11 protein-coding genes are annotated in these 11,994 nt (G+C 38.2%); 5 read left to right on the top strand and 6 right to left on the bottom strand.

What is annotated here, in order from left to right:
* Positions 1–160: 160 nt before the first annotated feature.
* From ACQKIM_RS17280 to ACQKIM_RS17265, 4 genes are read right to left on the bottom strand one after another with little or no spacing between them, the layout of a single operon-like run.
* A complete protein-coding gene (locus ACQKIM_RS17280) occupies positions 161–1,036 on the bottom strand; it encodes an ABC transporter permease (protein ID WP_427546109.1) in 876 nt (291 codons plus the stop codon).
* Positions 1,036–1,956, bottom strand: coding sequence for an ATP-binding cassette domain-containing protein (locus ACQKIM_RS17275; RefSeq protein WP_427546107.1), 921 nt, complete (start codon positions 1,954–1,956; stop codon positions 1,036–1,038). The genes ACQKIM_RS17280 and ACQKIM_RS17275 overlap by 1 nt, the downstream gene beginning before the upstream one ends.
* Positions 1,957–1,962: 6 nt before the next feature.
* Complete coding sequence (locus ACQKIM_RS17270) at positions 1,963–2,367, bottom strand: DUF3021 domain-containing protein (protein WP_427546105.1); 405 nt, start codon at positions 2,365–2,367, stop codon at positions 1,963–1,965.
* Position 2,368: 1 nt separating this feature from the next.
* Positions 2,369–2,818: a LytTR family DNA-binding domain-containing protein gene (locus ACQKIM_RS17265; protein ID WP_427546103.1), complete on the bottom strand. Its 450-nt coding sequence runs from the start codon at positions 2,816–2,818 to the stop codon at positions 2,369–2,371.
* Between the two features lie 228 nt (positions 2,819–3,046).
* On the opposite strand from ACQKIM_RS17265, the gene ACQKIM_RS17260 reads away from it, so the two are divergent.
* Complete coding sequence (locus ACQKIM_RS17260; protein WP_427546101.1) at positions 3,047–4,075, top strand: AbrB family transcriptional regulator; 1,029 nt, start codon at positions 3,047–3,049, stop codon at positions 4,073–4,075.
* Positions 4,076–4,236: 161 nt separating this feature from the next.
* On the opposite strand, the gene ACQKIM_RS17255 is transcribed toward ACQKIM_RS17260, so the two are convergent.
* Positions 4,237–5,931 (bottom strand): methyl-accepting chemotaxis protein, encoded by a 1,695-nt coding sequence (locus ACQKIM_RS17255; protein WP_427546099.1) that lies wholly within the window; start codon positions 5,929–5,931, stop codon positions 4,237–4,239.
* Between the two features lie 236 nt (positions 5,932–6,167).
* On the opposite strand from ACQKIM_RS17255, the gene ACQKIM_RS17250 reads away from it, so the two are divergent.
* The 3 genes from ACQKIM_RS17250 (at position 6,168) to ACQKIM_RS17240 (ending at position 8,998) form a co-directional block, all read left to right on the top strand.
* Complete coding sequence (locus tag ACQKIM_RS17250) at positions 6,168–6,311, top strand: RAxF-45 family protein (RefSeq protein ID WP_427546097.1); 144 nt, start codon at positions 6,168–6,170, stop codon at positions 6,309–6,311.
* 103 nt (positions 6,312–6,414) lie between these two features.
* Positions 6,415–8,214, top strand: coding sequence for a ribosomal protection-like ABC-F family protein (gene abc-f / locus ACQKIM_RS17245; protein ID WP_427546095.1), 1,800 nt, complete (start codon positions 6,415–6,417; stop codon positions 8,212–8,214).
* Positions 8,207–8,998, top strand: coding sequence for a GNAT family N-acetyltransferase (locus ACQKIM_RS17240; RefSeq protein ID WP_427546093.1), 792 nt, complete (start codon positions 8,207–8,209; stop codon positions 8,996–8,998). Before abc-f ends, ACQKIM_RS17240 begins: the two co-directional genes overlap by 8 nt.
* An 82-nt stretch (positions 8,999–9,080) precedes the next feature.
* Here the strand turns inward: ACQKIM_RS17240 and ACQKIM_RS17235 are convergent, their stop codons facing one another.
* On the bottom strand, positions 9,081–10,643 hold the full coding sequence (locus ACQKIM_RS17235) for a bifunctional metallophosphatase/5'-nucleotidase (RefSeq protein WP_427546091.1): 1,563 nt from the start codon (positions 10,641–10,643) through the stop codon (positions 9,081–9,083).
* A gap of 182 nt (positions 10,644–10,825) precedes the next feature.
* Here ACQKIM_RS17235 and ACQKIM_RS17230 point away from each other — a divergent pair, with 182 nt between their 5' ends.
* Positions 10,826–11,899, top strand: a complete 1,074-nt coding sequence (locus ACQKIM_RS17230) for a phosphate/phosphite/phosphonate ABC transporter substrate-binding protein (RefSeq protein ID WP_427546089.1) — start codon at positions 10,826–10,828, stop codon at positions 11,897–11,899.
* Positions 11,900–11,994: the final 95 nt, after the last annotated feature.

Raw genomic sequence — 11,994 nt, 5'->3', positions numbered from 1 at the left:
GTTCGTTAGCATAAGGAAGCACCTCCTTCAATTGATACATCTATCGTACCGGAGGTGCCTGGTTATTTATATGCGTTATTTGAATACGGGCTTACAAATAACAAAATGTTTGTTTTAAATCAATAAAAAACACATCGCTTAATAAACGATGTGTCAAAATCTATTTATTTTTCTTTTTGTAAAGAATGATAGATAAGATAGCTAGTACAAGAATGGTAGCTAGAATAATGATGACACTTGTGGATGCACTAAGAATACTTCCATGAAGGTCATAGACAATGCCATACATTTCTTTATAATCTTCTACCTGTGAAGCAGGTACACCTTCGAAAACTTTGGTAATGGAGCTTTCCATAAATGCATTGCGTAATAGTAAAGTTGTATGACTGATAGGGAAATACATAATCAAATTTTGTGCAAAGCTTGGTAATGCACCAATAGGGACATAAACCCCGCATAAGAAGCCAAGCGCAGTTCCCACAAGGGTACTTAATGTTGAAAAGGAGTTTTGCGTAGTCGCAAATAATACTAGAAAAAGATTAAAAACACTGGCAAGTAATACAGATAAAAATAATAGGCCCACTACATGAACGAAATCCCCAATGCTGAGAAGCTCTCCACCAGTGGAAACAATAAAGATTTCACAACCAACGAGGGCAATAAAGGAAAAGATACAGCCGATAATAAAGGCATTGAAGACATAGCTAAATTGTATCGTTGCTCTTGAAATAGGTGCGGTTAAAAAATCAGCCTGTGCTTTAGATTCCAAATCTTTGACGGCAATCCCATAGGCAGCAAGTGTTGTAGTTACAGCAATCATGGATAACAGTCCCGCTACAAGCCATTCATTCACCATTGTGATTAATTCAGGAGTAGCCTTTGTCATTTGCTCAATAGCGTCCACCTGCATTTTTTGCAGAAATACGGCATACAGCACAATTACTATAATAACAGAAAGTAGTGAATAGAAGACTTGGGTTTTATCTCTTCGAAAAACCTTACTATTTCGTTGTACTAGGCTAATAAATGCTTCCATTACGCAGCATCTCCCTCAGCCATAATATGAAGAAAGACATCATCCATTGTGCCTTTTATTACTTCAAAGGAGGCGATAAATGGCTCTGCCTTTTTTAATAAATCCAAAGCATGAAGCGTTGAATCAACTCGAATTGAGTATATACCGAGCTTTTCTGTGTAGGAAATGGCATTGTCCTTGAGCCACTTACTCCCTTCAGCACTATTATGAAAGACAAGTGACATTGAATCATAGGCATATTTAGTTTTCAACGCGTCTGGTGTCCCCTCAGCGACAATTTCTCCTTGCTTTAATACGATAACATGATGTGCAACAGCCGCTTCCTCCATATAATGCGTTGTTAAAAACACAGTCATGTTTGTTTCAATTTGTAGCTGTTTAATAGCCTGCCAAACAAATTGACGTGTTTGTGGATCTAAGCCGGTTGTTGGCTCATCTAAAAACAATATTTTTGGACGATGAATGAGCGCGCGTGCAATATCAGCACGTCTTTTTTGACCACCTGACAATGTTCCATATTTACGTTTTTCTATATCCTCTAAATGCAAATAGGTAGAAACAAATTGATAGTTTTCATCAAGCTGTGCTCTGGATAAACCGTATGTTTTGCCGCGATGTAGTATATTTTCACGAACTGTTAATCGCTCATCAAGCAGGCTTTGCTGAAAGACCACGCCAATTGATTTCCGTATTTCAGCATTGTGATTGCTTGCATCAAGGGTATGACCGTTAATTTTCACAGTACCGCTTGATTTTTGTAATAAGGTACAAAGTATTTCAATGGTTGTTGATTTACCTGCACCATTTGCCCCTAAAAATGCGAAGAGGGTGCCTTCTTCTACTGTAAATGAAATCCCTTTGACAGCCTGATGCTCGCCATATTGCTTACGAAGGTTTTCAACTTGTATAGCATATCCCATAATAGATTATTCCTTTCTTTTTTGTATTTCATGATTGATTTCTGCAATATCGTTTAATTGAAGCACGTAGGTAATACCCCATACGATAATGTAAATAACGATTTCGGCTATCAGTATATATACAAGACTAGAATGATCGAACCAGTGGCCAAAATAACCTGCGATGATTACACACAAAGTTACAGCGATTATGTGTAAGGACAGTTGTATTAAAAAGGGTAATCGCTCGATATAATATATTAAGGACAATAAGCCTATGACAACACCTAGAATGGCAGCGATTATTACTTGCTCAAGTAATTCTGATCCTACTATCACTCCATTATTAGACATCATACTTAAGGTCACTAAGACGTAGGAAGAACTCAGTGAAATAAGTAGACCAATAATCATCATGCGTAATGTTTTCATATTATGAATCCCTCCCGATACCTAGATGGCGTTTTAACTCTTTTAAATATTTTCGGCTGACATGTACGGTAACATCATTCTCAAGTATTAGTTCTGTCGTACCCAGTTTCCCCATTTGAATAGAGGCGATTTTATGAATGTTGACGAGTGTTGATTTACTGACACGCGCAAAATCTTTTGCAAATTGCGCTTCTAGTTCATATAATTTGCGTTTTGATTCAAATTCCTGCTCTTCTGTCTGCAAAAATACCTTCGCATCCTCTGCATAAATTGAAAAAATTTCAGAAATCTTTAGCATATGAATTTCCTGCTGGATATAGCCATCTATCATCGTTGTTTGTGAAGCTTGGAGCTGCTTCATCATTCGCTCAATTTGTTCGTTATATTCTTTCGCATGTATATGAATCTCAATTTCTTCTAGCGCGCTATTAATTGTTAAATGAATCTTCATTAGAGACCTCCTTTGCCTATCCCCATCACTGGGTTAACACTGAATCAGGTAATAATAATGTAGCATAGAAAAATTTGGGTGGGAGAATTTCTTCGATAAGAGGTCAAAATTTAAGGATGACAGGTTTATTTTTCACAATATAGGATCTTGCCAAAAGCAGCGAAGTAGAAAAGTAGGGAAGTTAACTGCATAATGGACTTATACAGTCAGTCACGAGGGGTTGCTTCTATGTTTGTATTTGATCGACACATGTTTATTACACTATGTATTGGGCTAGCAGGTGCATTTGTCTTTCAAGCTGTCCATATCCCGATGCCCTGGTTACTAGGAGCCATGGCGGCAGTACTTATTGTTCAGTTATCAACAAAAGTACAATTGAAATGGCATCCATATTTTAGGAATTTTGGTTTAATCGTAGCAGGATATTCTATTGGGTTTGCTTTTACACCAGAAGCTGTCCAGGATATTAAACAATTTTTAGGGAGTATGATTGTGCTCAATCTTTTGTTTATCGCTTTGTTTTTTGCTGTAAGTTATATCGTTGCAAAGCGTACAGATTTAGATTTTGCGACCGCATTAACTTGCTGTGTACCTGGGGGAATGTCACAGGTTGTGGCCTTTGCTGAGGAGCAAGGGGATATGGATATGGTCATCATTACATTCTTTCAAATACTGAGGGTTCTGCTAATCGTTGGCTTTGTGCCTTTAATGGTAGCAGGTTCTGGCGGAGGCGGCAGCACTATAGATGGGACATATACATGGAGGCTTATTGGGGTACTTGTTTTATGTAGCGCTGTGGGATGGCTTGCGCAAAAAATAAAAATTCCAACAGGCTATATGCTAGGACCTGTATTTTTATTAATGGGAATCAATATAGCTGGGATAGAGGTACCGCAAATGCCGATATCCTTACTACATATTGCTCAGCTAATGCTTGGTATTTATATTGGACTTTTACTAAAAAAAGAGGATCTACATTTATCTAAGAAGCATGTATTTTATGCATTTGTATCAGCTGGTATCTTTATTGGGGGTGCCTTTGGTTTAACATTTGTTATGCAGAGCTTGTACAATCTTGATTTTGGGACAGGCTTTTTAAGTATTGTACCAGGTGGGCTTGATCAAATGGGAATAATCGCTGCTTCTGTTCATGCAAATGTCACGATTGTCACAGCCTTTCAGCTTTTCCGTGTGTTAGTCGTATCCATCTTCCTTGTTCCGTTTGTTAAAATGTTTGTGAAAAAGGTGAGGGTGTAGCAGGTGAACTAGATAAACGAGATGGCAACAGGTAAATGAACTGTGTTAATCATACTTACAGCCAATTGCAAATGTTTTTACCAGTAGTATTATCACGGCAAATCAGCTCCATAAAAAAGATTGTCCATTGGCATTTACCAAATGAACAATCCTTTACGTCATTAATATTTAAATTGATGAATTAAATCTTGCAGCGTCTCCGCATTTTTTGTAAGCTGTGAAGCGGCTATATTGATATCCTCCATGGATTCAAGATTTGTTTCAGCAATTTGTGTAACGACCTTCGACTGCTCACGTGCTTCAACAGCAATCTCAGCCATTATCTGTGTAGAAGCATTGGCTTGCTCTATACGTGCGTAGAGCTCTTCAGCAATCCCTGAAACCTCTTGAATTTTATTGGTTACGAGAGATACCTTAGCTGTAATCTCTTCAAATGCAACGCTTGTTGTTTGCACCACTTTGGCACTTGAAGCAGCTTCTTGTTCACTCTCTTGCATATGCTCACGTGCTTCCTTCGCTAGCTGCTGCATTGTTTGAATCGTCTGGGTAATTTCTGCTGCAGATGTTTTTGATTGCTCTGCTAATTTACGAACCTCTTCGGCTACCACTGCGAAGCCTTTTCCGTGTTCTCCAGCACGCGCTGCTTCAATAGAGGCATTTAACGCCAGTAAATTCGTTTGATCTGCAATGGCATGAATTACTTCAACAATTTCGTCGATTTTATTTGCATGTGTATCAAGTGCAGCAATCGAATTAGCACTTTCTTGCACAGCTACTGCCATAGCCTGCATTTGCATTTGCATCTCCTGTGCTGTCTGTTCTCCATGCTTAGCTGTATCAAAAGCATCAGAAGCATAGGAAGAAACCTCGCTATTTGTTTCTGTTACTAATTGAATGCCTCCTGCAATATCCTGCATGGCCTCAGCATTTTCATTGGCACTATGCTTTTGCGTGCTGGCACCGCTTGCTAATTCCTGCATATTGGCTGTTAAATTCTCTGTTGTGTCTGTCGTAGAGCCAGCAGTTGCAGAAAGCTCAGCAGATGATGCAGACACCTGATTAGCTGTTTCATCCACTCGTTGCATCATCTTACGTAATGTTGCAAGCATCGCATTGAATGAATTTGCCAGCTCACCGATTTCATCCTTAGACTTAACAATAATCTGTTGTGTTAAATCGCCCTTTCCAGCCGAAATGGTTTCTAATTGAGCATTTAAGTGCTTTAATGGTTTAACAATCCCTCGTACAAATAAGATACCTGCAATTACTGCAATTATCGCTGTAATAACTGCAAGAACACCCATTTTAAAGAGCATTTTTTGGGCCGCTGCATCGATATCAGAAGAAGGCACACCTGCAAAAATCATGCCAATTATTTCTCCATCTGCATTATGAAGGGGTTCATACTTTGTAAAATAGGGTTCACCCACAACCTCTGCTGTGCCTGTATATAATTTTCCTTGAGACAACACAGCCTCCACTACTTTTGGATCTGCAGTTGTTCCAATTGCTCGCTGTCCATCTACAACAATATTTGTATTAATACGTGTATCATTCGCGAAAACTGTAATTGCTGCTTGAGATAATTCTCCTAATTTATCGATGATGTCAGTCTCATCCGCTACCTTTGCATCGCCCTTGTAAAGCTCTCCGTTTTTTAGCTGCCAATCTCCTGGTAAGGTTTGATGGAGATTATGTACACTTAAATCTAAAATCTGATTAAGACGGATATTATATTCATCTTGTAAAGCTGTTTTCATTTCGCTTGTATTTACTAGACTAATCGCAATCAGAACAAAGGTAATGATTGCAACAATCAACAAGCTCATTTTGTTTTGCATACTTAGTTTTTTCATAAATGCCCCTCCACATATTAACCACATATAAATAGACAGTAAGCTAATGATGAAAAAGCTTACTGTCAATTCACTATATTGAAATAATTCAGGAAAATATTTCTATTTTAAATAGTATATAGCTAGATGGAACATTTGTATATTTACAAAAAAGTGACAACTGAAATTTTTTCTTTTCTAAAGTCCTTGAATTATGGTATTATAAATTTAACTATTATGAACGGAGGTGAAAAGGAATGAAACAAAACGCTACGAAAACATGTGTAAAAGTGGATACAGCTATGTATTTTGCACGTGGTATTACTTTCGATTTTGCGAACAACGGGAGAGGTCTGTCCATTTTTAAGCAAAATCAAATAATAACAAACGTAGCGAATTAACCATTCTTTTTCACAAATTAATGAGGAAAAGACTGCTTGTTAATGGAGCAGTCTTTTTTTGTGTCTATAGATGTTTTCGCACGTTTCATTGGAGGAAAAAACGATGCAAATTAAAGCTGAACAAATACAAAAAATTATTGGTGGGAATATTTTATTTGAAGGACTTCAATTAGAAGTGAATACAGGAGAGCATGTTGCCATTGTTGGCGTGAACGGAAGCGGGAAAACGACCTTATTACAGCTATTATCTGGTTTGGATACACCAGATAAGGGACGGATTATAAAAAGTAAGGAAGCGACTATTGGCTATCTTCATCAAATTCCGCATTATCCTATGTTATCTGTAAAGCAAGTGCTGGAGGAGGCATTTGCTGAAATTTATGCTTTGAAGGCAAAGATGACAAAGCTAGAGCAGGAAATGCAGGTAGCTGTATCAGATAAGATACTTGAGCAATATGGTCATGTGCAAGAACAATTTATGCTGCAGGGTGGCTACGAGATTGATGCGCAATTGGCGATGATTGCTAATGGTTTAGGTATTACACCATTACTTGAGCAGCCTTTTACTAGCTTAAGCGGAGGAGAGAAAACAAAGGTTATGCTAGGGCAAATCCTTTTAAGTAATCCCTCTATTTTGCTATTAGATGAACCAACCAATCATCTAGACATGCAAGCAATTGAATGGCTAGAAAATTATGTACGGAACTTCGCGGGGATAGTGATTGTTGTATCCCATGATCGCCATTTTATGAATCAAATGGCTCAAAAGATTATAGAAATTGAAGATGGAGAGGCACTTACGTATATTGGCAATTACAGTGCATTTGTTAAACAAAAGGAAGCGAAGGTTGAACAGCAATTTGCTGAATTTGAGGAGCAGCAGAAGAAAATAAAAAAAATGCAGGAAACTATCAAGCGTTTAAAGCAATGGGCAAATGAAGCGAATCCACCGAACGCTTCCATGCATCGACGTGCTAAAAGCATGGAAAAGGCATTGGCTCGAATTGAGCGGGTCAAGAAGCCGTCAACGAAAAAGAAAATGAATTTAGCTCTAACAATGGCTGAGCGTAGTGGTAAAGAGGTTGTGCAAATGAAGGCAATTAGCCATGCATTTGATAAGCCGCTATTAAAGGAATGCGATTTGTCTGTTTACTTCGGAGAACGACTGGCGATTGTTGGCGGTAATGGCAGTGGTAAATCCACATTATTAAAAATGATACTAGGTGAGGTCGTACCAAATGGAGGAAGCTGTCGTGTTGGCAACAGTGTGAAAATTGGCTACCTTTCGCAACAGTTTGAGCATGAGCATCCATCGATTCGTTTAATTGATGCCTTTCGAGAGAGTGTCTCAGTATCAGAGGCTGAGGCACGACATATACTTGCTCAATTTTTATTTTATGGCTATGACGTCTTCAAGAAAGTGAAGGATTTAAGCGGTGGGGAAAAGATGCGCTTACGCCTAGCTCAGTTAATGCATGAGGATATCAACCTATTGCTACTGGATGAGCCGACCAACCATTTAGATATTGAGGCCAGAGAGGTATTGGAGGATACATTGGAATCCTTTGAGGGAACGATTATAGGTGTGTCTCATGACCGCTATTTCCTACAAAAGATTTTTACAAAAGTAGCATGGATTAAGCATGAAGTCATTCAAGTATTTGAGGGTGATTATGAGTGGGCAAGGAATAAACATGCTGAGCTAGTAGATGAACCTGTAATAAAAGAGATAACAGAAAAGCCTATTAGTGCTAAGCAAGAGCAACCTATTGAGCAGCAAATAGAAAAGCTTGAATTAAAATTAAAGGAGCCGACACTGGCTAAGGAGCAGCGTCAAAAGCTTGAGCATCAGTTAGAGGCTTTATTTGAAAGATGGGTCGAGGGAGGAACAGAGCATGCATAGTTTAGAACACATTATAGAACTTGATCTTCATTATCTTAAGAGTTTTAGTAAGATGGAGACATGTGAAGAAGGAGTATTATTTTACAATGAGGATAATCCAACATATTTTGATGCAAATCATGCACACATTTGGCGTAAAATAAATAAACCTGATGTGGTATTGAGCAAAATAAAGAAATTCTATCAATCTAAAGCACTTGTCCCAAGATTGTACCTATACAATCTGGAGGAAAATCAGGCCTGTATAAAAACTTTAGAAATGCACGGCTTTCAATATGAAAGCTTTATAGATGATATACAATGTTGGAACGGTGAATCTGCATTACTACCACATAATCCAGCTATAGCCATCGAACGAGTAACAGATACAAATGTAGATGAAGCAATGGCAGTTGAAATGAGTATTGCAACATTTGGGGATCCTTCATTAATAAAGAAGGCTTTTGAGCAAACATATCGCTCTCCATACTTTACGTATTATTTATTAAAGCTAGATGGGAAAGCATGCTGTACTGCCAATCTTTTTATCTCAGGAAATCAAGGAAGAATTGAAAGTGTAGCAACACTTGAAAGCCATCGAGGGCAAGGGCTGATTGGCTATATCCTTCAGCATATTCAGCAGCAGTCAATTCAGCTAGGGTTAGAAAATCTTTGGATTATGCCAATAAATGCGCAGGTGGCAAAGGTCTACGACAGGGCAAACTTTAAATCAGTAGGAAAAATAACATCCATACATGCATTTACAGAAGGAAAAAGCATTCATCAAATACGACAAAATTCTTAATTAGATAAAATAAAAAATCGCCATATTCCAGTGAGACTTCAATCCTCACAAGGAATATGGCGAATTATTTTATAAAGGTGAGCTAGAATGTTACCCGCCAATTATGATTGCATGTCGCTTGGATGATAGGATGCCTTAGAAGATAATCAGCAATCAGCTCTGTCATATCTATTTGTATCTCCTTCACAACAGGCCGATTTCTTAAAAAATCAAAATTACCTGCTCCCGTAGCACGATAGCTGCTCATTACCACTTCAAATTCTTCCTCCATCTTTATAGGCTCACCCTGAATGGTTAGCATAGTGACCCGCTCGCCAATAGGCTTTGAAATATCTATGATATACTCAATGCCCTCCCACATATCGTAATTATATGGTTGTGCCTTTGGATATTGAAATGTTTTAGCTACTTTTAGCTCATTTGCCTCAACTGTAAAATAGGTCGCTGATTGTTCAAGGGCTAGCAAGATGTCCAGTCCAGTTAGTCGCAGCACCTTTAAGGTATTTGCATAAATATAATTCGTTACAATATCCCGCATTGTTACCGCATGCTTTAAGCCACCATGCCCATCATGAAAGAGCGCTGTACAAGAAATAGCAGCCCCTGATGCTTCCATTTGAATACGATTAATAAATTCAATATAGGGATGCTCCTGAATACGGGCAAGAAAGGCATCCTCCACAAGCATATTTCCTTGGATAGTCCCAATTGTCTCATCTAGCCATGCATCTGTTTTTTGAAAAGTAGGCGAGATAATATTATAAACAGTTGTTTCACATATAGTGTCTTCCTTCACATACAGTAGAGATGGCGTATGAGCTATGGAATGAATTCTCTGTTCATTATCCAGTGTAATGGCTAATTCGATACTGGCTAGGCAAATACCTTTAGTACCGGGCTGAACAACTGATTTTCCGTTGATGATCGAACATATTTCACGATGCTGATGTCCAGAAATGATGATATCTACTTCTTCGATTTCTATGCACATACGGTACCCTTGATTTTCTCCATTTTCATCCTCTAGTAATTCTCCTGTCTCTAGGTTCCGCTCAAATCCTCCATGATAGCTAAGGATAAGAACATCTATTTGTTCATTTGCTCGCATCCATTTTGCCCAATAGCTAGCACTTGTAAAGGCGTCTTCAAAGTGAAGCCCAGAAATATGCTGTGGCTCCTCCCAATGTGTCACAAAATGAGTTGTCACTCCTAAAATCCCTATACGGACACCATCTATTTCTTTAATGATATAAGGCTTCGTCAAAGGTCTGCCATCTTCCGTTAAAACATTTGAACCTAGCCATGGAAATTGTGATTGGTTGATGATGGATTGTAAGGCAGGTAGCCCATAATTAAATTCATGATTACCAAAAACCATGGCATCGTATTGAAGAGCATTTGCAGCCTGAATAAATGGGTTAGGCATATGCGCTTGAAATTTTTGATGATAAAAGGTCATGGGACTTCCCTGAATAAAATCTCCATTATCAAGTAAAAGTGTCGGTCCTTTATGTAGTTTCTCTTGAATAATGGATGCTAGTTTAGCTAATCCAAGTGCCTCATTCCGTGCATCACGAAAGGTAGTAGGCATAATATAACCGTGAATATCACTAGTAGCCAATATTTGTATGGTTTTGACAGTCATAGAGAGTCCTCCGTTAGTTAGTATACATACAGTATATAAGGTTTTTTTTATTAATTTCATGTCTTTACAATATCAAAATATTGTTTTACGAAATAGATACATATATTTATCCCTTATTAACACTAGGGAAATATTCACTGTTTATACTGAGGAAGCATTTCAAACATGAGGAGGACAAAAATTTGAAAAAATCACTATTTTTCGGAATAACATTCATACTTTCAATATTGCTGATGGCATGTGGAAATGAGGCCTCTAAAACAGCTGATGATGAAGAAACAGTAGATGTTTCCTCTGATGCAAGTGGGAATGAATCCCTAAAAAAATTAACAATCGGCTTTGTGCCTTCCCGAGATCCTGATGAAATTATTACAGCAACAGAACCTTTAAAGGGTTTACTAAAGGACGAGTTAGCAGGATTAGGCTTTGATGTAGGTGAAATTGATATTACTGTTGGAACAAATTTTGAAGCGGTTGGCGAAGCGTTGTCTGCTGGAACTACGGATATTGGTTTAATTCCAGGAGGGACTTATGTACTTTATGATGATGGCGCTGAAGTAATATTAACAGCGACACGTGCAGGCTTAAGCAATGATTCAGATAATCCTATTGATTGGAATAAAAATGAGCCTACTGCACCAACAACAGCACAAACAACATCTTATCGAGCAATTTTAGTTGCTGGTCCATCGGAGAAAGGAAAGGCTTTAGCAGCGAAAGTAAATAATGGTGAGGAATTAACGTTTGAGGACTTAAATAATGTTACTTGGAATGTTATGTCAAGCTCATCACCTGCAGGCTATATTTATCCAACATTATGGTTGCATGAGAAATTTAATAAAACAATTCCTGATTTAGCACAGGTTGTACAGGCTGATTCCTATGGTAATGCTTTTGCACGGTTAGCTGCGGGACAAACAGATGTCCTAGTGACGTACGCAGATGCACGTCGTGATTATGAGGAAAGCTGGCAAGGAGATTTTAATCGCTCCGCTTCTATTTGGGAGGAAACAGACTTACTTGGTGTTAAGCCTGCGATCTATAATGACACAATTAGTGTCAGTACAAATTCAAAAGTCATGAATGACGAATTAAAGATGGCTATTCAGCAAGCCTTCATTAATATTGGTAATTCTGAAAAAGGGAAGGAAGTAATTGCGATCTACAGTCATGAAGGCTATCAGGCAGCAAAGGATAGCGACTATGACAATGAGCGTAAGGCACAGGAGTTAGTTCAAAATCTTGGTTTGAAGTAAATAGCATGAAAAAGGACTGACCATCATAGAAATGTTTACTGAATCTGCGAGGCTTGCGGCTTATCCGCAGAAAACCTCGCAGATTCTTAATTTTT

It is taken from the genome of Lysinibacillus sp. NPDC047702 (assembly GCF_050272555.1).
Taxonomy (GTDB): domain Bacteria; phylum Bacillota; class Bacilli; order Bacillales_A; family Planococcaceae; genus Lysinibacillus.
Note: the sequence above shows the minus strand (reverse complement) of the source record. Positions and strands in the feature narration are given on the sequence as shown.

Bases quoted from the DNA above. Each gene is read 5' to 3' on its own strand.
- ACQKIM_RS17275 (WP_427546107.1), bottom strand. From the start codon at position 1,956: ATGGGATATGCTATACAAGTTGAAAACCTTCGTAAGCAATATGGCGAG.
- abc-f (WP_427546095.1), top strand. From the start codon at position 6,415: ATGCAAATTAAAGCTGAACAAATACAAAAAATTATTGGTGGGAATATT.
- ACQKIM_RS17265 (WP_427546103.1), bottom strand. From the start codon at position 2,818: ATGAAGATTCATTTAACAATTAATAGCGCGCTAGAAGAAATTGAGATT.
- ACQKIM_RS17260 (WP_427546101.1), top strand. From the start codon at position 3,047: ATGTTTGTATTTGATCGACACATGTTTATTACACTATGTATTGGGCTA.
- ACQKIM_RS17235 (WP_427546091.1), bottom strand. From the start codon at position 10,643: ATGACTGTCAAAACCATACAAATATTGGCTACTAGTGATATTCACGGT.
- ACQKIM_RS17250 (WP_427546097.1), top strand. From the start codon at position 6,168: ATGAAACAAAACGCTACGAAAACATGTGTAAAAGTGGATACAGCTATG.
- ACQKIM_RS17255 (WP_427546099.1), bottom strand. From the start codon at position 5,931: ATGAAAAAACTAAGTATGCAAAACAAAATGAGCTTGTTGATTGTTGCA.
- ACQKIM_RS17280 (WP_427546109.1), bottom strand. From the start codon at position 1,036: ATGGAAGCATTTATTAGCCTAGTACAACGAAATAGTAAGGTTTTTCGA.
- ACQKIM_RS17240 (WP_427546093.1), top strand. From the start codon at position 8,207: ATGCATAGTTTAGAACACATTATAGAACTTGATCTTCATTATCTTAAG.
- ACQKIM_RS17270 (WP_427546105.1), bottom strand. From the start codon at position 2,367: ATGAAAACATTACGCATGATGATTATTGGTCTACTTATTTCACTGAGT.